Raw genomic sequence first — 19,920 nt, forward strand, 5'->3', positions numbered from 1 at the left:
GGCGTAAGCAGATGATGGATCAAGAGAAGGTAAACATTCTTCTGGTTGACGATCAGCCGGCGAAGCTGCTCGCCTATGAGGTCATCCTGAAAGAACTCGGCGAGAACCTGGTCAAGGCCTCGTCCGGGCGCGAAGCGCTCGAATTCCTGCTCAAGAACGATGTTGCCATCATCCTGGTCGATGTCTGCATGCCGGAACTCGACGGGTTCGAGCTCGCCGCCATGATCCGCGAACATCCCCGCTTCCAGAAGACGGCGATGATCTTCATCTCCGCGATCCAGGTCAGCGACATCGACCGGCTGCGCGGCTATGAGATGGGCGCGGTCGACTACGTTCCGGTGCCTGTGGTGCCCGAAGTGTTGCGCGCCAAGATCAAGGTGTTCGCGGAGCTCTATCGCAAAACGCGCCAGCTCGAACGGCTCAACGTCGAACTCGAGGACCGGGTTCGCGCGCGCACCGCCGAACTCGAGGAATCGCACGCCAGGCTTCTGGAAAGCGAGCAGCGCCGCAGTCTGGCGATCGCGGCCGGCAAGATGGGCTCCTGGGACTGGGACTGGGTCAATGGCGACTTTATGTGGGACGAAGGCCAGTATCAGATCCTCGGCGTCGATCCCGGCAAGTTCGAACTGACGCCGGCCAATATCCAGGCGCTGCTTCACCCTGACGACGTTCATGAATTGCACGAGGCGTGGGCCAGCTTCGCCCGGGGCGCGAAATCATACGAAGCGGAATTCCGCATCATCCGGCCGAATGGCGAGGTGCGCTGGTGCGCGGGAACGGCGGCGGCAAGCACCGACAAGGGCGGCCGCGTCATCCGCGTCAGCGGCGTCACCGTCGACATCACCGAACGCAAGCAGGCCGAGGAGCGGCAAAGCCTGCTGGCGCGGGAGGTCGACCACCGCGCCAAGAACGCGCTGGCACTCGCGCAATCCATCGTCCGATTGACGCGCGGCGACAATGTGAAGAGCTACGTCCGTTCCGTCGAAGGACGGATCAATGCGCTTGCGCGCGTGCACACCGTGCTCTCGCTCTCGAGCTGGCAGGGCGCCGAAATACGCAAACTGATCGATGAGGAGCTGGCGCCCTACTCCACCGGCGACCAGATCGACTTGTCCGGCCCGGAGATCCATCTCGAGCCGGCGACGGCTCAGACGGTTGCGCTGGCACTGCACGAGCTCGTCACCAATTCGGCGAAGTACGGCGCGCTGTCTGCGCTGTCGGGCCGGCTGTCGGTGTGTTGGGAGGATCAGGCGGGCCTTCTCAAGATCATATGGTCGGAGACTGGCGGGCCACATGTCGAGAAGCCGGTGTCGCGAGGGTTCGGAACCAGAAGCGTCATCGCCAGCATCGAGTCGCAACTTGGTGGCCGCGCGGAATTCGACTGGCGCCCGGAAGGTCTCGTTTGCCGCCTGTCGGTTCCGTTGTCGCAACGGCAGTTTGGCGCCGATCCGGTTTCGCTCATCGAGGCTGCCCTCGATGGCAATGGTCTGCGACGCGCCGAGCGGTAAGACTGCTAGAGCGCTGCCCCCGGAACGACAGCGCCCTGCGGCCGGGCCGCTCCCATCGCCGCTGCACTGGTCTCGGGAATATCGAGGGCGGCAACGAAACTGTCCTCGTCGTGGAGGACGATGCGCTGGTGCGGCGCTATGTGATCACCCAGATCGAGAGCCTGGGCTACACCACCCTGGAGGCAGCCAACGCTTCCGATGCGTTGCGCATCATCGACGACGTCCCGAACGTCGATCTGCTGTTTACCGATGTGATCATGCCCGGCATCATGAACGGCCGCCAGCTCGTCGACGAAGCGTTGAAGCGCCGGCCTGACCTCAAGACACTCTACACCTCGGGATATACCGAAAACGTTATCGTCCATCACGGCCGCCTGGATTCCGGCGTGCTGCTGCTGGCAAAGCCCTATCGCAAGTCCGAGCTTGCCCGGATGATCCGGTTGGCGCTGGCCAGTTGAAGCAGCGCTGCGGCTGATATATGCGTGATCGAACGCTCCAGGCGAATGTAGCCCCACGGACCGGCGCTTTGAAAAATCTGCTGACCGATATTTCCGGCGTTCGCGTCGGCCACGCCCACGACGCAAACGTCGCTTCCGGCGTCACCGCGATCCTGTTCGACTCGCCCGCGGTGGCCTCGATCGACGTGCGCGGCGGCGGTCCAGGCACCCGCGAGGAAGCGCTGCTCAGCCCTGAGAGCACCGTCGAGGCAATCGACGGCATCACGCTTGCCGGCGGCTCGGCGCTCGGATTGGATGCCGCCGGCGGCGTGCAGGCCTGGCTTGCCGAACAGGGGCGCGGTTTTCGCATCCGTGACGCGGTCATCCCGATCGTTCCGGGCGCGATCTGCTTCGATCTGCTCAACGGCGGTAACAAGGCATGGGGCCGCTTTCCCCCCTATCGCGATCTCGGCTACGCCGCGGCCAATGCGGCGACTGCCGATTTCGCGCTCGGCAGCGTCGGCGCAGGCCTCGGCGCGACCACTGCCAATTTCAAGGGCGGCCTCGGCTCCGCTTCGGCACAGACCGGCGGCGGCGTGACCGTCGGCGCGCTCGCGGTGGTCAATGCGGTGGGCAGCGTGACGGTCGGCGACGGCCCGTGGTTCTGGGCGGCGCCGTTCGAGAAGAACAACGAGTTTGGCGGGCGAGGACTGCCGCCCTCGTTCACGCCCGATATGCTGAGAGCCCGCCTCAAGGGCGCGCCGTTAGCTGCTCCGTCGCAGAACACCACGCTGGTGGTCGTCGTCACTGATGCGGTGCTGACCAAACCGCAGGCCAGGCGGCTCGCGATGATCGCGCAAACCGGCATGGCGCGCGCTATCTATCCCGTGCATGCGCCGCTGGACGGCGACGTGGTGTTTGCCGCCGCGACCGGCAAGAAACCGATCGATCCACTGTTCGGCCTCACCGAACTCGGCATGGTGGCCGCCAATACGGTCGCGCGCGCAATCGCGCGCGGCGTATACGGCGCGGCCGCGCTACCCTTTCCTGGTGCGCTCCCGGCGTGGGGCGATCGTTTCGGTTAGAGCATGGTCCGGAAAAGTGGGTACCGGCTTTCCGAGGAGACCATGCTCAAGCAAAGAACTACCGCAATCCGAAGGATCCCGCCGGGTCTGTGGTCAGGCGCTGAGCGAGAGCGATGCGGTGGCGCCCGATGCAATCGCCTTGGCTTCGCGCTGGATCATCTGCTCGATGAAATTGTAGGACGATGTCGCGGCGCTCGACGAGCTTCCGCTCGCGGCCGACGTCATCGTTACCTTCGATCCGTCCGCATAGGTCAGCGACGTCGTCACCGAACCGTCGCTGTTGGTGACGGATGTAGTGGAAGCACCCTGCAAGGTCTGCGAGAACGGATCGGAACTTGCTCCGTCGCCATCGGCGGCTTTATCACGATCGTGGTGATGGTCCTTGCCGGCCTTCAACGCCGATGCCAGTTCCTTGAGGCTGATCGAACCGTCGCCATCCGTATCGAGCTTGCCGAAAGCATTGCCGGCTTGGGCGGTCTTGTTGGCGTCGGCGGCGCCGAGCGCCTCGAACTCCGATTTGCTGATCTTGCCATCACCGTCGCTGTCGACCTTGGCGAACCATTCCTTCAGCGAATTTGAGCGCATCGACAGCGACGATACATTCGAGCTGGACTGGCTCTGAGCAGCAAGCAGCGCGCTCATGGTCTGCGGCGATATCTGCGAGCCGCCGCCGCCGGATCCGGAACCCTGGCCGACCGAAGCCGACGAGCTCGAGGACAACAGATCGAATGGGCTTGCCGACTTCTGGCTGACGCCGGTAGACGGCGCTGATGACTTCGACGACGCGAGCGCCTTGAGGGCATCGATGGCCGATGACGCGGCGCCCAGAGCAAAGAACATGGCGGAACTCCAACAACGCCGCAGTCAGCGGCCGAACGTGTTTCCTTCCTCAGCAAGCGCCGTGCCATGAAGAAAAAGCCAATAAAACCGGGCTTTCCTTCACCCCTTCCCGTCCGCTCAGCCCGGCAATAGATGCCCGCCGCGGCAGATTTTTCCGCCCACAGGAGACGTCCCCAGGCTCATTGCCCCCGGCCCTCCTGCATGTTACGCGGGGCCGTTTCGCCCCTCGAAGAGATTTGGGAAAGCGCACATGTCCCAGCAATTTGCGTCGCGTCCCCTGGTCATCGCACCGTCGATCCTGGCTGCGGATTTCGCCAAGCTCGGCGAGGAAGTCCGCGCTGTGGACGCGGCGGGCGCCGACTGGATCCATCTCGACGTGATGGACGGACATTTCGTGCCGAACATTTCCTACGGCCCCGACGTCATCAAGGCGATGCGCCCGCATACGAAGAAGATCTTTGACGCGCATCTGATGATCTCGCCCTGTGACCCCTACCTCGAGGCGTTTGCAAAGGCCGGCTGCGATCACATCACCGTCCATGCCGAGGCCGGCCCGCATCTGCATCGCTCGCTGCAGGCGATCCGCGCGCTCGGCAAGAAGGCCGGCGTCTCGCTCAACCCGGGCACGCCGGCGGGTGCGATCGAATATGTCATCGACCTGATCGACCTGGTGCTTGTGATGTCGGTCAATCCCGGCTTCGGCGGCCAGACTTTCATCAAATCCGCGCTCGGCAAGGTCAGTGATGTCAGGGCGATGGCCGCGGGCCGTCCGATCGACATCGAGGTCGATGGCGGCGTCGGTCCTGATGTCGCCGGCCAGTTGGCCGCAGCCGGCGCCAATGCGCTGGTCGCGGGCTCCGCGGTGTTCAAGGGCGGCACCGTGGACAGCTACAAGGCCAACATATCCGCGATCCGCAACGCGGCGGCGCTGGCGCGCGGCGAAGCGGTCTAGCCACTTCAATGTCGCACCTGCGGAACGCAGGGATGACGATGTCGTCGAAACACTTAAAGAGCTGGCAGGAAAGCCACACCCGGCGCGCAGCAGCGATGGAACCCGAAAGTCCATGCTGTGGCCACAAAGCTTGACGCATCTCGCCATAAACGCGGACCAGCATCCCGCCTTCCACGGACGGGACAGAAATATGACCAAGGCCTTAATCACAGCCGCAATGCTCCTGGTACTCGCTCCCTCTGCCGCGCTCGCGCAGCGCGCGGGCGACGCGGCCCTCGGGGCCGTGGCCGGCGCCGTCGTGCTGGGCCCGGTCGGGGCTGTCGCCGGCGCCTTCGTCGGCTATACGGCCGGGCCTTCGATATCGCGCTCGTGGGGACTGGAAGGCTCGCGCTCGTCGCGGCACCGCAGACAGTCCTCAAGGGACAGCGTGCGAGGCGCCAGGGCGGAAGCGGTAGGCCCCGCATCCAATTCCGCCGGTCAAGCCGAACGGAGCAGCCGCGTCACCAGCTATCCCGTGCCGAACCCGCCGCGTTCCGCCAGAACAGCGCTGCCGCCCGTCCAGACTCTCGAGTGAGCGCACCCGAGCGTCGGCGCCACCGCCGGCAACCCGCGGAACCTTCAACAGCGGCACCGTGACCCGGGATGCGCCACCGCCCGCAGCGTCGCCATACCACCCTGGTGAACGTGCTCGCCGATCGTGAAGCCGTCGAGTTCGGCGCCAGGTACGCTTGCAGGCTTCGCCATCCCCTCACCTCCCGACCAACAGGCGATCGGCCAGCCAGCGCGGCAGCCCGTTGGCGCGGATGCGGTCTGCTGCCGCTTCGACGTCGTACGGCACGCGGCAATAGGTGATCTCGCGCGATGACGTATCGAGCATCGCAAACGCAGCCGCAGGATCGCCGTCGCGCGGCTGCCCGACCGAGCCGAGCACAGCGAGCCAGCGCCGGCCGCCGAGCAATTGCACCGGCACATCGGATGTTGGAACGAAACTCGTCATCTTCGCCGCCGATGACATCGAATAGAGCGCCGGCCGGTGGATGTGTCCGCAGAAGGTGACATGGACTTCGGTCGCCTCGATGCTGCGCGCGGCGTCCGTACTGCTGCGCACATAATGCCATCGTGCCGGATGCGATGCCTCGGCATGTACGTAAAGGCGATCGTCTTCCTGCCGCGTCAGCGGCAACTCGGCAAGAAAACGCCGTTGCGGCGCGCTGAGCCTGCCGCGGGTCCACTCGATCGCAGCCTGGGCCTCCGCGTTCATCGTCTCCGACGGGGTGCTGATCGCCTGATCGTGGTTGCCGATCACGGCGATGGCGCCGTCATCAACCAGGCCCATCACGGTATCGAGCGCCCATTCCGGATCGGCGCCATAGCCGACGACATCGCCGAGACAGACGATCCGTTCCGCGCCGCGGGCGCGCGCGAAATCGAGGCACGCGCTGAACGCCTGCCGGTTGGCATGGATATCGGCAAAAATGGCCAGCCGCACGCGTCTCCTCCCGATCCATCATCGCGCCCGTGCCTGCGCGCGCCTTGATGGATATCAAACAACGAGCCGCTTGCGCAGTTCGATTGCTAATTTGGGGCGCCTCAACTTACGCTTCGGAAAAGGGTTCACGGCGCCGAAATAGGTTTGCTGCTGTTCTCAGTCATCGTTACTGCGGTCCATGTGCTAACGCTTAGAAGAGCCGCGCAAGCAAGCTAGGCCACCGCTCAATTCTAGCCCGCGACGCCCATGGCGTGATGGGTCAGCCTCTCCTGACGCCTTTCGGTTGGAACAGACTTGGCTTAAGCTGGTTCATCTGCTGGATTGGAGAATGCACAGATGAAGCCCTTCTTGACGGCGTTCGCAGTAGCACTTGTAAGCAGCACCTTCGCGCTTGCTGACACCCCAGTGACACCGGCAGAGGCCGAGAAAATCAAGGCTGCTTTGGAAGTCCTTGGCTGCACGGGCGGCAAGATGGAAAAGGAGACCGAAGCCAGCGGCTACTTCGAAGTCGATGACGCCAAATGCAAGGACGGTCAGTACGACGTCAAGCTCGACAAGGACTTCAAGTTGATCGCGATGACCCGCGACTGAGCTCAAGACCTGTTCCGCAGTGCGCGGTCCAGCGACGTCCGAGATGGTTCAACATGCGAACTCCGCATTTGATCTTGGCATGGCCGCTGCTCTCACAAGACAGAACACCGCGGCCCCGGGGCTTGGCCTCAGCTCGGTTTCAGAAGGATCGTCAGTGCTTGCGCGGCGCTTCCAGGCCCTTGAGCAAAAGCGCCAGTAGCGCATCGATCCGCGCCGGGGCACCCGGCTCGTTCCATTCCTCGGCATGCGCGGGATGGTGGAAGCGGCTGGTGGCATCGAAAATGGCGCGCGCCGAAACCTTGACGTCTGCGACCTCGAACTCACCCTGCTTCACGCCTTCGGAGAGGATCCGGGCAATCTGATCGACCAGGCAGTCCTTGTGGCAGCTCACGGATCTGCAGGCCTCGCGCGCCAGCGCCAGGTAGGTCGCAAACATCTCGGGGTCATCGCCGAGCCGCTTGTGCTTGATCGAGAACATCGTGCGCAGCCACTTCTCCAGCCGGGCGGGCGCCGGGCCGGAAGCTTCTGCGATCTTCAGGAGAGGCGCGCTGAGACGGTCGAGCCAGCGCTTGGCCACCGCCTCGCGCAGCGAGGCCTTGCTGGGGAAATGGCGGTAGACGCTGCCGTGGCTGACATCCAGCGCGCGGGCGACGTCCACCACCGTTGCCTTGGCGAGCCCGTAGCGGCGCAAGACGTCCTCGGTGACCTCCAGGATTCGTTCGGGGGTCAGAACCACGACTTCGTTCATGCGCGCACCTGCGAAACGATGGGACGGGTGGTCATTCTAATTCCCTTGCAATCCGCCTTGTAAATCCTTTGGCGGATTAATGTTTCACCGGTTCCAGCCGCTCGGCCTGGGCGGCCAGATGGCGGGCGACGCTCTGATTGAGCCAGCGCTGGAGTTGGGCGGTGAGATGAATGAGATGGGCAGTCATTGGCGTAGTCCTTTGCAAGTCCCCGGGCTCAGGGCCAACGAGCCGGGTGACGCCCGATACCGGCGTCGGCAATGGATATAGCATCTCTCGCTGACAGATTTCAATATCTGTCAGTCAATAATCCGTGACTGACTACCTCCCGGGGCCCGTCGCATCCCGCCCCAGGCCTACTGCTCGTCCTTGGGTGGCATCCGCGGCGGGAGCAGCGGCGTAAACGATATGCCGTCGCCGTCGCGGGGAGCCGCGGCCAATCCCCCACCCGTGGAGGGGTCGCCTCCCGACGTATCGATGATCGCCGTGGGCATGATGTACTCCCGGGCCGCCCCAAGCAGGCTGCCCCCGCCATCGCCAAAGTCGGCGGCGCGACCGCCCTGCGGGCGGCCAGCGGCGATCTCACTGGCCGCCTTGTCGGTCTTCTGCGCGAGTTTGTCGCTATAGGGAATGCGAAAGGCCCTTGGCACACCGCTCGGCCGGTTGCCGTCATCGAGCGCCTCGACCCAAAGATAGATCGAGCCCGGATCGCCTTCCAGCGAGTGCGGCTCCACGATCCGGGCCTGCAACAGCTTGAAGCTTGCGGGCAGCCCGTCGATGCTGGCCCACCCCAACAGGCCGCGCACGCCCATGAAGCTCGCGATGTAGAACGCGCTCGTCACCACCACGGCGACTGCCTTGGCCGACCAGGGCAAGCGCGCATAGACGAGGACAATCAGCAACAGCGCGCCAATCAGCGCGTAACTGACAGAGAGCGTGACGACGACCGATTGCAGGCTACTCACGACGCGGCATCCTGACGCCGGTTTTCGGATCGAGATCCGCGCCGTTGGCACGGACGTTGCGGAACGTCTCCATCAGCGACTTCTGCCGTTGCTGAACGTCGAGCACCTTGCCTTCGGCATCGAGCCAGAACCGCAGCGCGGTCTTTTCCTCGCCGGTGTGGTCGAGCGTCAGCTTGTTGTCGAAGATCACCTGCGCGGTCGGATTGAGTTTTTGGACTTTCACGCTCACCGCGACGGGCTGCCCGGTCGTCGCCTGGAAGTGCGAGACGTTGACGGTGTATTCGCCGGCGACGATGCCGCGCACGGTGACGATCTCTTCCCTGATCGGCGACGCAATCTTCTTGCCGTTGACGATGATGAAATTGTTGGCGCCGCCGCGGTCGTCGCGATCGAGCGTGAGGAAACCGGCTTCGCGGTGGCGATACCAGGCGATGTTGCCGGCGGGGTCCTGCACGAACAGATCGAGATCGTCGGGATGATTGTCCGGCCAGTCCATCGTGATGATGAACTCGGCCTTGGAATCGATCTTGCCGTCCTTCGCGTCCGGCGAGACTGCGAGCAGCGCCAGGAAGAACAGGAACGCAATCACCTGAAGCGCCTTGAACAGCATGACGCCCAGCGGATCGAAGGCCTCCTCGCGCGGATAGAGACCGAAATCGTCCATCATGCCGGCGTTCCCGGATGGCTTTCCAGGGCCGGGGTGACGTGCGTCTCGGTCAGCATGACGGCATCGGAAAACACCCGCTGGGTCGCGGCATCCAGCATGTAGTACTGGATCTTCACCAGGATGGAGCCGATCAGGCCGGCTAGCGTCGTGTACATGGCCACCGCCATGCCGTCGCTCATCAGGCCCATCGATGATTTCATCGCGACCTTGTCGGCCGCATCGAGCGTGGCAATCGGCGCCAGCATGATGATGAAGCCGATGATGGTGCCGAGCAGCCCGAGCTTCATCAGCGTGTCGGACACGAACGCGCCAAATCCGTTGGAGCCCCGCAGCCGGTCGGCGAGCGAGCGGAGCAGCAGCGTCTGGTCGATGCGCCCGGCCGCCTGCGCCCTCGCCTTCTGCACCAGGCTGCGAATGTGATCCGTCACCAGCCCGCCCGGCAAGGCGCGCGCATCCTCGTCCAGCCCCCTTGCGCCGCCCGGGACCGACAGGATCGCGCGGCAGCGTCGCGTGATCTCGCCTTCACGCGCGATCGCGCGCGTCCGCCAGAAGCAATGGAAGCAAGTGACGATATAGAGGACGGCAATGACGCTCGAAATGTAGGTGCGGTCTGAAATGATCATCAGATGGAGCAGACCGTATCGCCACAAGAGCACCACGGCGAAAACCGAGAGCCCGGTGAAAATCATCCACAGCAGGAGTACGCTGCGTTCCGACGTATCCGCGCCGGATGATGCGGTCTCCGCGCCAGCCGTTGCACTCATGCTGCGTCAGCTCCCTGGAATGGCGCGCCGCGGCCCAAAGGCCGCCTGCGAAAATAGTCCCGGGCTTTGATAGATCAGCGGTCACGGCTGCGTCCAAAGACATATGCCCACGGTTGGTTGGGAAATTTTCCCGAATTAGAAGCCACTGCATTGGCACGGGTTGGCGGTGCTGTTACGCTTATCCGCACGTTCGGGAGTGATCGCATGCGCCTCGTGCTTCAGCTCGTCGCCCGCTTGTTTCTCGTGGTCATCCTGTGCCTGGGAGCGGCGACTATCTGGGCAACGATCGACGCGCATCGCAGCGTCGATCGCGCCACGGCCGCTTCCGCCGAGCGTGTCTCGGTGGCGCTGGAAGCGCTCTACTGGCGCGAATTGATGTTGCGCAGCAACAGGATGCGCGAGCAACTGCTGCCGGTGCCGGAATGGCGCACCATCGAAACGATGGGGCTGATCTCGCCGGGCATCTGCGTCCAGCTCGAGCCGGCGGGCGCGTTCGAAAAACCGCTCTGCGGCCAGAACAAGGGGATCGGCCAAGCTCCGCCGCGCTGGTTCGCGGCTTTGGCACAGACACTGCTTGGGGATCACGCTGCGGTCGTGCGGCCGATCAGCACCCGCGTGGCCAACGCAGGCAGCGTCTCGGCCGCTGCCGATCCAAATGCCGCCATCGCACTCGCGTGGCAGCACATCCTCGGCAACATCCACGTCGCCCTGCTGATGGCGGCGGCGATCGCGCTGCTTGCTTCACTTGCAATTGCGCATACGCTTGCGCCGGCGCAGCAGATCGTCGCCGCGCTGCAGCGGATGGCGCGCGGACAATACAGCACGTCGCTGCCCCGCTTCCGATCGATGGAACTTGCCATGATCGGACAGGCCGTCGGCGATCTCGGCGACCGCCTCGCGCAGTCCATGGAGGAACGCGCCGCGCTGACCCGGCGCCTGCTCGAAATCCGCAGCGACGAGCGGCGGGCGCTTGCCCGTGAGCTGCATGACGAATTCGGACAAAACCTGACGGCGATACTCGCTTTCGCCAACACGATTGAAGCAACCAGCGCGCACGGAAAAGGCAAGAGCGAGGTCGTGCAGGACGCGCGGATGATCTCGCAAGCCACCCATCGCATCATGGCGTGCCTGCGCGATACGTTGAACCGTTTGCGCCATCCGCCCGCCGAGGAACTCGGGCTCGAGGCCTGCCTTGTCGATCTCGTCGATAGCTGGCGCTCGCGGAATGCGACGCAGCCGACCATCCAGCTCGATCTCAAGGGCGATCTCGCCGACGTCCGCGGCGCCGTCGCTGCGACCGCCTATCGGGTCGCCCAGGAGTGCCTGACCAATTCCTTGCGGCACAGTTCGGCGCGGGTGATCGTGCTTCGGATCGAGCGGCGCACCGGCGCGGAAAACGCGCTGCTGGTCCACGTCGAGGACGACGGCGGCGGCGATGCGGCCAAACTGGCCCGCTCTCCCGGCTTTGGCCTGACCGGCATTCGCGAGAGGGTCACAGCGCTCGGCGGCTCGCTGTCGATCGCCGATGCGAACCGCGGGGTGAGCGTGGCCGCCACGATCCCGCTCGCAGCCTGATGACCGCGTCGCAGACCAAAGGCATTTCGATCCTGCTCGTCGACGACCATCCCGTGGTCCGGCAAGGCTATCGGCGCGTGCTGGAGCACCAGGATGATTTCCAGGTCGTGGCCGAGGCCGACAACGCCGCCGACGCCTATCGCGCGTTCAAGGCGCACGCTCCTGACGTCGTGGTCATGGACATATCGATGCCGGGCGCCAGCGGGCTCGAGGCGATCAGGAACATTCGCGCCCGCTCCTCCGACACCCGCATTCTCGTCTTCAGCATGCACTGCGAGGCGGCGCAGGTGAAGGCCGCCTTCAATGCCGGCGCGAACGGCTACGTCACGAAGGGCTCCGACCCATCAGCGCTGATCCGGGCGATCCGTTCGCTTGTCCGCGGCGAACAGGCGATGAGCGACGACATCGCCCACGTGCTGGCGCTGGAAAGCCTCTCCCCCTCGGGATCGGTGCTCGATCAACTGGGCGAGCGGGAAATCGAGATCCTCAGGCAATTGGCTGCCGGCGCGACCACCGAGCAGATCGCCTCGAACCTCAATCTCAGCATCAAGACCGTGCAGAACTACCACTATCTGATCAAGACCAAGACCGGCATGCGGACGGATGCGCAGCTCGTGCGGCTCGCCGTGGAATGCGGGCTGGCCAGCCTGTAGCGATGGCCCGGTTTTCGTCCGGCCAGGCCCTTGCAAAAGGTCCGGTTTTCCCCGCTCGCGGCCGCCGTGCGGGTGGCCTCGCCCGGAACGATTTGCTAAAGCGCAGCGTAAAAACAAATCGGCCGGGATCCGCCTCTTATCCCCGCCCTGCTCGTCCGGAGTTTTCGATGATCCCCCGCTATACCCGCCCGGAAATGGCCTCCATCTGGGAGCCGCAGACGCGTTTCAAGATCTGGTTCGAGATCGAGGCGCATGCTGCTGATGCGCTGGCGGAACTTGGCGTGATCCCCAAGGAGGCGGCGAAGACAATCTGGGCCAAGGCCAAGCACGCCACTTTCGACGTGGCGCGGATCGACGAGATCGAGCGCGAGACCAAGCACGATGTCATCGCCTTCCTGACCCATCTGGCCGAAATCGTCGGCCCGGAGGCCCGCTTCGTTCACCAGGGCATGACCTCCTCCGACGTGCTCGACACCTGCCTCAACGTGCAGCTCACCCGCGCCGCAGACTTATTGATATCGGACCTCGACAAGGTTTTGGCCGCGCTGAAGAAGCGCGCGTTTGAGCACAAGATGACGCCGACCATCGGGCGCTCCCATGGCATCCACGCCGAGCCGGTGACGTTCGGACTCAAGCTGGCCTACGCCTATGCGGAATTCTCCCGTGCCCGCGAGCGCTTGGTTGCCGCCCGCAAGGAGGTCGCGACCTGCGCGATTTCGGGCGCCGTCGGCACTTTTGCGCAGATCGATCCGCGCGTGGAAGAGCATGTCGCCAAGGCGATGGGGCTGGAGCCGGAGCCGATTTCCACGCAAGTGATCCCGCGCGACCGGCATGCGATGTATTTTGCGACGCTTGGCGTGATCGCCTCTTCGGTCGAGCGGCTCGCCATCGAAATCCGCCATCTGCAGCGCACCGAGGTGCTGGAAGCCGAAGAGTTCTTCTCCGAGGGCCAGAAGGGCTCGTCGGCCATGCCGCACAAGCGCAACCCGGTGCTGTCGGAAAATCTGACCGGCCTGTCGCGCATGGTGCGCGCCTATGCGATGCCGGCGATGGAAAACGTCGCCCTCTGGCACGAACGCGACATCTCGCATTCTTCCGCCGAACGCATGATCGGGCCGGACGCCACCGTGACGCTGGACTTCGCGCTAATGCGGCTTGCCGGTCTGATCGAGAAGCTCCTGATCTATCCCGCCAACATGCAGAAGAACCTCGACCGCCTCGGCGGTCTCGTGCATTCGCAGCGGCTGCTGATCGCGCTGACGCAGAAGGGTGCCAGCCGCGAGGACGCCTACAAATACGTCCAGCGCAACGCCATGCCGGTCTGGCGCGGCGAAGGCGACTTCCAGACGCTGCTGAAAAAGGACGACGACGTGAAGAAGCACCTGAGCGATGCCGAAATCGAGGAGCAGTTCGACCTCGGCTATCACTTCAAGCACGTCGATACGATCTTCAGGCGCGTATTCGGCGAGAGCTGATTACGCACCCGTCGGAATGCTTGACAGTCATCTCTCGGTCTGCAGCAACCCAACCGCGAGATATCGGAAGGCCTCGACAGCCTTTGCAAAGACGGCGTGCGGATCGTCGGCCGCAGCAATCCAGAGCGAAGCGTTGAGCGCCGCTCCATTGATGAGCCGCGCGGCAGCTTCCGCATCCATCGGCGTCACCGTTCCTTCGTCGATAAGCGCCTGGATCGTTTGCATGGTCGCGCGAAGACACGCAGTCTGATTGGGCCATAGCGATGGATCACCGAGCACGGCCGGCCCGTCTAGCAGCATGATGCGCTGGATCTCTGGCTCCAGCGCCATTTCGATATAGGCGACGCCCTCGGCGAGAAAGCCGAGCCACCGGGTCTCCGCCTGATTTTGTGCAGCGCGCATTCGCGCCACCATTTCCGCGTCGATCTGGCCGATAACGGCCTGCAGCAGACCCTTCTTGTCGCCGAAGTTGTGATAGAGCGCACCGCGCGTCAGGCCGGCCTCGGCGGTTAGTTCGTCCATCGACGCCGCCGCATAGCCTTTGGTCGCGAAAGCCTTACGGGCGGCCTGGATGAGCTTGGCCCGGGTTTCCTCCACCATCTGCGCGCGTCGCTTCGCGGCCACCGCTATCTCCGCAAATTACATACGCCCCGTATGCTAATTGACATACGCCGCGTATGTAGCCTAATAGAAACATACGGAGCGTATGTCAATTTATCGCTCGAGTAGGATGCAAACAGCCGGACCCGTGGAGGTCGGGCTCGCCTGTGAACAGGAGTGGCGTCATGGCCAAACGCGATGCAATCTTCCCTGCCGGCCGGCAGGCGCTCTACGAGATCAACCGTTATTCGGCGGCGATCCGCTCGGGCGACCTTCTGTTCGTCTCGGGCCAAGTCGGCAGCCGCGATGACGGGTCGCCCGAGCCAGTCTTCGAAAAGCAGGTCCAGCTTGCATTCGACAATCTCTCGGCCGTGCTGAAGTCTGCCGGTTGCACATTTGACGACGTCGTTGACGTGACCACGTTCCATACCAATCCGGCCGCACAGTGGGAGGCGGTCAACGCAATCCGCATGAAGGAGATCGGTGAGCCGCCCTATCCGAACTGGACTGCGGTGGGCGTGAACTGGCTGGCGGGCTTCGATTTTGAAATCAAAGTCATTGCGCGACTTCCTCAGTCCACCTGATCGATTGGCGGCGAGCGTGCAAGGGACGAACGGCCGTCCGTCGTTTCAGTACACCCCATCTTCCATCGACTGCAAGGGCAGCGGACGAGCCTCCGTTTGTGCGTCCTGGGTGCCACCCCAGCAGTTTCCCGGCCTTGCCAAGCCGATTTAGATGGTTCCAAATTGTCGTAACCGCCGTCGACAAGCTGCATGACCCCGCCGGCACCCTCAAAGCAACCTAACGGTAACCGCAGATCGGCTAAGGTCGCAGCGTGTCATCCCTGCCAAAAATCCTCGTCTTCGACTCCGGCCTTGGCGGCCTCACGGTCGTGCGCGAGATCGTCCGCGCCCGGCCCGACGCCCACTACGTCTACGTCGCCGACGACGTGTTCTTTCCCTATGGCCATCACAGCGAGGAAGAGATCATCGCCCGCGTGGTGCCGCTGGTCGGCGAGCTGATCGCCCGCCACGCCCCTGCCCTGGTGGTGATTGCCTGCAACACCGCCTCCACGCTCGTGATGTCGCATCTGCGCAACGCCTACAGCGTGCCGTTCGTCGGCACCGTGCCAGCGATCAAGCCGGCCTGCGCCAGCTCGAAGACCAAACGCGTGTCGGTGCTCGGCACGAAGGGCACCGTCAAGCGCGAATACACCAAGCGCCTGATCGACGATTTCGCGCAAGGCTGCGAAGTGACGCTGGTGGGATCGGCAGAACTCGCTTCACTTGCCGAATCCGCACTCAGCGGCAACGACGTGCGTGACGAGGATATTGCGGCGGAGCTTACCCCCTGCTTTGTCGGCAGCGGCGAGGATCGCACCGACACCGTCGTGCTGGCCTGCACCCATTTTCCGCTGTTGCTCGACCGCTTGACACGGCTCGCGCCGTGGCCGGTCGACTGGATCGACCCGGCACCCGCGATCGCCCGGCGCGTGTCCGAGCTACTGGCGTCGCCGGGCCGGGAAAGTAATGAGGCCGGGGCCGAGATGATCTTCACCTCGCAGCGGCCGCACACACTGAGCCGGGCGTTGATGCCGTTTTTCGGCGGCCGCGTGCTGGCGTAAGGTCGCCAAGGCGCGTCGCGGTACGCTGGAAGCGGGATGCAATTTCTTATGTCGTTCCTAGGCCGGCCTTGGCGCATTGCTCGTCCTGGTCGCCGGTGACGCCGCTCACTCCCACTCCGCCAGTGACTTTGCCGTCGATCATGATCGGCAATCCGCCCGGCGAGGCGAAGACACCGGGAAGTGTGGCGGTGGCCGGCCCACCCTTGTTGATCGCCTCCATGAAAACGCGTGTCGGGCGCCGGTAGGTCGCCGCGGACCGCGCCTTACCGACGGCGATGTCCATGCTGGCCGTCTGCGTGTTGTCCATGCGCTCGAAGTACACCAGGAATCCGTGATTATCGACTACAGCGACAGCCACGTTCCATCCGTTCTTCTGGCATTCGGCGAGTACGCCGGCTGCAATCTTCTTCGCACCCGCGGCATTGACCGCCGTGCCGTAGTCAGGGCGCTTGTCCTGAGCGGATGCGCCAACGGTAAGGGCGGCGAGTGCAGCGGCGACAAGAATTGCCCTCATCTTCGACTCCTCCCTAGGTTTTATTGTGCAGGGATCATACCGGGACGGATGAAAACGTCGATGTCCAATGATGTCGCAAAGGCCTGTGGTTCGCTGCCGGCCAAGCGCCCCGGGCCGAACTACGAAAGTGATGAGGCCGGGGCTGAGATGATATTCACCTCCCAGCGGCCGCACGCGCTGAGCCGGGCGTTGATGCCGTTTTTCGGCGGCCGCGTGCCGGCGTAAAGTGCCGGGCATTGATGAACCGGTCTATGGCTTCTGAAGGTCGCGCACGTCAGCGAAGGTAAGCGGGACCTCGCCGCTCCTGCGCGTCAGGCTGAGCTTGCGAGCCCAATTGAGCGTCGGCACTTCGACGAGCAGGTGCAAGACCGCGGCGAGGCCGATCGAAAGCAAAATGCTGGCGACGATGACGCCGACCGGAGAAATCTGCCACAACTCGGGGAAGTTCGCGATCCATGTGATCAGCAGATAATGTGAGATGTAGAGCGAATAGGAGATGCTGCCGAACCATTGCAGGATGCGCGAAAAGGAAGCGCCGTGGAATTCGGCCGAGACGACGGTATAGATGAGGAGTGCCGCACCGAGGCCATAGGTCGGCACGCGTGCGAATTGAGGACTGCTCGATCCGTGGACGAAAATCCAGTACCAGCCCGCAGTGAACAAGGCTGCGGAGATAACCGTGCTGTACGGCAAAACAGGCAGCGTCCCCTTCATCCGGACAAGGTAAGCGATAAAGACGCCGGCGCCGAATTCCAGAATCAGGGGATGCGAATAGAGCCCGAGAGGCAACTTAAAAACGATCGCGACGACCGAAACGCCGAGGCCTGCGAACAAGAGCTCGAAAAGGCGGTGCGGTGCAATGGCAAGTATCACCGCGACAACAGCGTAGAAGTGCATTTCAAACGCGATCGACCAGGCGGGTGGGATATACCAGTTCGGATAATCCCACGCGAAGATGTGGCCGAGGTCCAGCGCAGCGCGATCTCCCGGGCCGGGTGCGATCCAGTATGAACTGATAAACGCCCCCAGCAATACAAGCCAATACATCGGATAGATTCGAACGGCCCTTCTGAAAGCGAAATTCAGCGCGTCGGTTTGCGACGCGGCCGTAGTCGCAATAATGAACCCGGAAATGACGAAGAAGATGTCGACGCCGCTCGCCAGGATCGTGTGCGCCGCTTCGGCGGCACTTTGCGTCGCCGAATCAGAGCGAGCGACTACCGCGTGTCCGCAGACGACAGCCAGCGCCGCGACGCCGCGCATGGCTTGCACACCATTGAATGTCCGCATAACGCCCCGGCACGCTCATCTTTATGAGCCGCAATTGTTGCGGGCAAGATGTTAACATATTGTTGTGAGGTTGATGCATGTCCCTGTAGGCATGCATGGCGGGCCGAATACGATGCGCAAAAAGCAGGTGGCGCGATGGCCGGCGAATTTATCCATATGATGCCGAGCGCCGAATTTTGAATCGATCGTTTGAAGAGGGAGTTTCCGCCTTGACCTCCGCAAAGCCAGCGCCGCTCAACCGCCTCCGCCAGGCGTGGCGGGAGGGACGTCCGACCTTCGGCGCGATCGCGACCATCCCCTCGATCCAGACCGTGCAGATCATGGCGCGTTCGGGAATCGACTTTATCATCGTCGATCTCGAGCACGGCCCGATCGATCTCGGCTCGGCGCATGCGATGGTTACCGCGACATCTGGCACGCCCTGCGTGCCGATGGTGCGGATTGCCGCCAACGAGCCTTGGCTGGCGAAAGCGCCGATGGACCTTGGCGCGCTCGGCATCAACTTTCCGATGATCTGCAGCCGCGCTGAGGCCGAAAAAGCCGTGCGTAGCGTGCGCTACCCGCCGAAGGGCGACCGGCTGTGGGGCCCGTTCCATGCGCCGTTCCGCTGGGGCGTGTCGATGACGGATTACATGGCGACCGCGGACGACGACATGATCTGCATGGTCACCATCGAGCATGTCGAAGCGGTCGAGCGCATTGACGAGATCATGGCGACGCCTGGCATCGATGTCGCCGTGATCGGCCCCGGCGATCTCGCCACCTCCATCAACAAGCGCGGCCTGCCCGATGATCCCGAGGTCGTGGCGCTGATGAAGCGCGCCGAGGAAGGCATCCTCAGGAGTGGCGTACCAATCGGCGGCGTCGCGCGCACCGCCGAGCAAGCCAACAAGATGATCGACCGCGGCTACGTCGCGCTGGCGCTCGGCTTCGACTGGTCCCTGTTCCAGCGCGGCATCGCGGCAAGCTTTGAAGGGATCAAGCGATAGGTCCCGAGACGGCGGCAAGCCCTTCAAAGTTCTCGCGGTTTACGGGAGCCCCTCGGGACCGCGGCGCCGGCAACCGGGGCGATCCGGATCCGAACCTTCTGGCGTCAAAAGGCCTTGTTCGTGCTAGATGAGATGCTGGCAGGTTGCCAGGGCGGGGCCTGCCGGCTTTTTGATTGATTTATTGCGGAAACGCGGGCGGAGCGATGCGCGGAACGGTTCGAAAAATCACACTACCGCGCCGTCTGGTCGCCGACCTCATGCACGCCTCGAACCGCGTGCCCTTTGTTTCGCTCTCGCGTCCCCTCAACATTCGAGCCCTGCAGGAAGCCCGCGCGCAAGCCGCCCAGCGGCCGGGCTGGGCCGCGATTTTCGTCAAGGCCTTCGCGCTGGTGGCCAAGGAACAGCCGATCCTGCGCACCCTCTACGTCAAATGGCCGATGCCGGCCTTCTACGAACTGCCGCGCAGCGTCGCGATGGTGGCGATCGCCCGGGTCGATGACGGCCAGGATTGCGTACTGCCACAAAAGGTCGCCGCGCCCGACGAAATGCCGCTTGCCGAGGTCGACGCGCTGATCCGGCACGCCAAGGTGGCGCCGATCGACGAGGTGCCGGCGTTTAGGAAGATCCTGCGAACCACACGGCTGCCGCTGCCGCTGCGGCGGCTGTTCTGGGCGGTCGGGCTGAATTTCGGCCGCCAGCGGGCCAATTATTTTGGTAGTTTTGGGGTCACCTCGGTGGCCGCCTATGGCGCGGGCCAGCTCCATGCCATCAGCCCCGGACCCTTTGTCCTGAGCTATGGGGTGGAAAAGCCCGACCAGACCATCGATGTCGTCTTGCGCTGGGATCACCGGGTTACCGATGCCGCTCCGATGGCCAGGGCGTTGAACCGGTTGGAAAAGGTGCTGAACGGCGAAATATCAGCCGAATTGCGGGCCAATCGGCAGCAAACCGAGCCCAAACCGGTCCGCGCGGTCGCGACGTGACGGCGTCTCCTGTGGGCTGTCATTCCGGGATGGTCCGAAGGACCAGACCTCAGATGCGCAATTGCGCATCTGGAACCTCGAGATTCTCAGGGGCGCAAGGGCGCCCCATAGTTCGCTTCGCGCCCCGGAATGACGGCGGTCTCGGAGGCCTTTTCGTTGACAGAACGGCGGTT

Annotated in this window: 22 protein-coding genes and 2 pseudogenes; 14 read left to right on the forward strand and 10 right to left on the reverse strand. The window is 63.7% G+C overall.

Annotated elements, in window-relative coordinates:
- Positions 1 to 14 precede the first annotated feature (14 nt).
- The 3 genes and pseudogenes from CQ13_RS15510 (at position 15) to CQ13_RS15520 (ending at position 3,030) form a co-directional block, all read left to right on the forward strand.
- Positions 15 to 1,508: an HWE histidine kinase domain-containing protein gene (locus tag CQ13_RS15510; RefSeq protein ID WP_082637492.1), complete on the forward strand. Its 1,494-nt coding sequence runs from the start codon at positions 15 to 17 to the stop codon at positions 1,506 to 1,508.
- An 80-nt stretch (positions 1,509 to 1,588) separates the two neighbouring features.
- Positions 1,589 to 1,966 (forward strand): annotated as a pseudogene (locus tag CQ13_RS44440) (response regulator); the annotation flags it as partial.
- 68 nt (positions 1,967 to 2,034) lie between these two features.
- Positions 2,035 to 3,030 (forward strand): P1 family peptidase, encoded by a 996-nt coding sequence (locus tag CQ13_RS15520; RefSeq protein WP_057843733.1) that lies wholly within the window; start codon positions 2,035 to 2,037, stop codon positions 3,028 to 3,030.
- Between the two features lie 93 nt (positions 3,031 to 3,123).
- Here CQ13_RS15520 and CQ13_RS15525 read toward each other — a convergent pair whose 3' ends face one another.
- A complete protein-coding gene (locus CQ13_RS15525; RefSeq protein WP_057843734.1) occupies positions 3,124 to 3,870 on the reverse strand; it encodes an EF-hand domain-containing protein in 747 nt (248 codons plus the stop codon).
- Between the two features lie 250 nt (positions 3,871 to 4,120).
- Here CQ13_RS15525 and rpe point away from each other — a divergent pair, with 250 nt between their 5' ends.
- Together rpe and CQ13_RS15535 are read left to right on the forward strand one after the other, a co-directional pair.
- Positions 4,121 to 4,822 carry a ribulose-phosphate 3-epimerase gene (rpe, locus tag CQ13_RS15530; protein WP_057843735.1) on the forward strand — a complete coding sequence of 234 codons (702 nt, stop codon included), beginning with the start codon at positions 4,121 to 4,123 and terminating at the stop codon, positions 4,820 to 4,822.
- A 190-nt stretch (positions 4,823 to 5,012) separates the two neighbouring features.
- Positions 5,013 to 5,396, forward strand: coding sequence for a hypothetical protein (locus tag CQ13_RS15535; RefSeq protein WP_057843736.1), 384 nt, complete (start codon positions 5,013 to 5,015; stop codon positions 5,394 to 5,396).
- Between the two features lie 44 nt (positions 5,397 to 5,440).
- Here CQ13_RS15535 and CQ13_RS45650 read toward each other — a convergent pair whose 3' ends face one another.
- Positions 5,441 to 5,566 carry a hypothetical protein gene (locus tag CQ13_RS45650; protein WP_347337042.1) on the reverse strand — a complete coding sequence of 42 codons (126 nt, stop codon included), beginning with the start codon at positions 5,564 to 5,566 and terminating at the stop codon, positions 5,441 to 5,443.
- Between the two features lie 4 nt (positions 5,567 to 5,570).
- Positions 5,571 to 6,311, reverse strand: a complete 741-nt coding sequence (locus CQ13_RS15540; protein WP_057843737.1) for a metallophosphoesterase family protein — start codon at positions 6,309 to 6,311, stop codon at positions 5,571 to 5,573.
- A 336-nt stretch (positions 6,312 to 6,647) separates the two neighbouring features.
- Here CQ13_RS15540 and CQ13_RS15545 point away from each other — a divergent pair, with 336 nt between their 5' ends.
- Positions 6,648 to 6,902 (forward strand): hypothetical protein, encoded by a 255-nt coding sequence (locus CQ13_RS15545; RefSeq protein WP_057843738.1) that lies wholly within the window; start codon positions 6,648 to 6,650, stop codon positions 6,900 to 6,902.
- 151 nt (positions 6,903 to 7,053) lie between these two features.
- On the opposite strand, the gene CQ13_RS15550 is transcribed toward CQ13_RS15545, so the two are convergent.
- The 4 genes from CQ13_RS15550 to CQ13_RS15570 all read right to left on the reverse strand — a co-directional run bounded on the left by CQ13_RS15550 (position 7,054) and on the right by CQ13_RS15570 (position 10,044).
- Positions 7,054 to 7,650 (reverse strand): TetR family transcriptional regulator, encoded by a 597-nt coding sequence (locus CQ13_RS15550; RefSeq protein WP_057843739.1) that lies wholly within the window; start codon positions 7,648 to 7,650, stop codon positions 7,054 to 7,056.
- A 354-nt stretch (positions 7,651 to 8,004) separates the two neighbouring features.
- A complete protein-coding gene (locus tag CQ13_RS15560) occupies positions 8,005 to 8,613 on the reverse strand; it encodes a hypothetical protein (protein WP_057843741.1) in 609 nt (202 codons plus the stop codon).
- A complete protein-coding gene (locus CQ13_RS15565; protein WP_028349955.1) occupies positions 8,606 to 9,280 on the reverse strand; it encodes a DUF2135 domain-containing protein in 675 nt (224 codons plus the stop codon). Before CQ13_RS15565 ends, CQ13_RS15560 begins: the two co-directional genes overlap by 8 nt.
- A complete protein-coding gene (locus CQ13_RS15570) occupies positions 9,277 to 10,044 on the reverse strand; it encodes a MotA/TolQ/ExbB proton channel family protein (RefSeq protein ID WP_057843742.1) in 768 nt (255 codons plus the stop codon). The genes CQ13_RS15565 and CQ13_RS15570 overlap by 4 nt, the downstream gene beginning before the upstream one ends.
- 204 nt (positions 10,045 to 10,248) lie before the next feature.
- Here CQ13_RS15570 and CQ13_RS15575 point away from each other — a divergent pair, with 204 nt between their 5' ends.
- From CQ13_RS15575 to purB, 3 genes are all read left to right on the forward strand, one after another.
- Positions 10,249 to 11,619, forward strand: coding sequence for a histidine kinase (locus CQ13_RS15575; RefSeq protein WP_057843743.1), 1,371 nt, complete (start codon positions 10,249 to 10,251; stop codon positions 11,617 to 11,619).
- Positions 11,619 to 12,272: a response regulator gene (locus CQ13_RS15580; RefSeq protein WP_057843744.1), complete on the forward strand. Its 654-nt coding sequence runs from the start codon at positions 11,619 to 11,621 to the stop codon at positions 12,270 to 12,272. The genes CQ13_RS15575 and CQ13_RS15580 overlap by 1 nt, the downstream gene beginning before the upstream one ends.
- Before the next feature lie 167 nt (positions 12,273 to 12,439).
- On the forward strand, positions 12,440 to 13,747 hold the full coding sequence (gene purB, locus CQ13_RS15585) for an adenylosuccinate lyase (protein WP_057843745.1): 1,308 nt from the start codon (positions 12,440 to 12,442) through the stop codon (positions 13,745 to 13,747).
- A 27-nt stretch (positions 13,748 to 13,774) separates the two neighbouring features.
- On the opposite strand, the gene CQ13_RS15590 is transcribed toward purB, so the two are convergent.
- Positions 13,775 to 14,371, reverse strand: a complete 597-nt coding sequence (locus CQ13_RS15590; protein ID WP_057843746.1) for a TetR/AcrR family transcriptional regulator — start codon at positions 14,369 to 14,371, stop codon at positions 13,775 to 13,777.
- Positions 14,372 to 14,532: 161 nt separating this feature from the next.
- Here CQ13_RS15590 and CQ13_RS15595 point away from each other — a divergent pair, with 161 nt between their 5' ends.
- Together CQ13_RS15595 and murI are read left to right on the forward strand one after the other, a co-directional pair.
- On the forward strand, positions 14,533 to 14,931 hold the full coding sequence (locus CQ13_RS15595) for a RidA family protein (RefSeq protein ID WP_057843747.1): 399 nt from the start codon (positions 14,533 to 14,535) through the stop codon (positions 14,929 to 14,931).
- 251 nt (positions 14,932 to 15,182) lie between these two features.
- Positions 15,183 to 15,971, forward strand: a complete 789-nt coding sequence (murI, locus tag CQ13_RS15600; RefSeq protein ID WP_057843748.1) for a glutamate racemase — start codon at positions 15,183 to 15,185, stop codon at positions 15,969 to 15,971.
- 46 nt (positions 15,972 to 16,017) lie between these two features.
- Here murI and CQ13_RS15605 read toward each other — a convergent pair whose 3' ends face one another.
- Positions 16,018 to 16,485 carry a GlcG/HbpS family heme-binding protein gene (locus CQ13_RS15605; RefSeq protein WP_057843749.1) on the reverse strand — a complete coding sequence of 156 codons (468 nt, stop codon included), beginning with the start codon at positions 16,483 to 16,485 and terminating at the stop codon, positions 16,018 to 16,020.
- A gap of 129 nt (positions 16,486 to 16,614) precedes the next feature.
- Between CQ13_RS15605 and CQ13_RS43025 the strand changes: the two are divergent.
- Positions 16,615 to 16,710: pseudogene (locus tag CQ13_RS43025) on the forward strand (glutamate racemase); the annotation flags it as partial.
- A gap of 24 nt (positions 16,711 to 16,734) precedes the next feature.
- On the opposite strand, the gene CQ13_RS15610 reads toward CQ13_RS43025, so the two are convergent.
- The gene (locus tag CQ13_RS15610; RefSeq protein WP_197427347.1) at positions 16,735 to 17,748 is read right to left on the reverse strand and encodes an acyltransferase family protein; all 1,014 of its coding nucleotides are present in this window, start codon (positions 17,746 to 17,748) and stop codon (positions 16,735 to 16,737) included.
- A 236-nt stretch (positions 17,749 to 17,984) separates the two neighbouring features.
- Here CQ13_RS15610 and CQ13_RS15615 point away from each other — a divergent pair, with 236 nt between their 5' ends.
- The gene (locus CQ13_RS15615) at positions 17,985 to 18,764 is read left to right on the forward strand and encodes an HpcH/HpaI aldolase family protein (RefSeq protein WP_057843751.1); all 780 of its coding nucleotides are present in this window, start codon (positions 17,985 to 17,987) and stop codon (positions 18,762 to 18,764) included.
- 203 nt (positions 18,765 to 18,967) lie between these two features.
- Positions 18,968 to 19,747 (forward strand): hypothetical protein, encoded by a 780-nt coding sequence (locus CQ13_RS15620; RefSeq protein ID WP_057843752.1) that lies wholly within the window; start codon positions 18,968 to 18,970, stop codon positions 19,745 to 19,747.
- The last annotated feature ends 173 nt before the right edge of the window (positions 19,748 to 19,920 follow it).

It is taken from the genome of Bradyrhizobium retamae (assembly GCF_001440415.1).
GTDB lineage: Bacteria > Pseudomonadota > Alphaproteobacteria > Rhizobiales > Xanthobacteraceae > Bradyrhizobium > Bradyrhizobium retamae.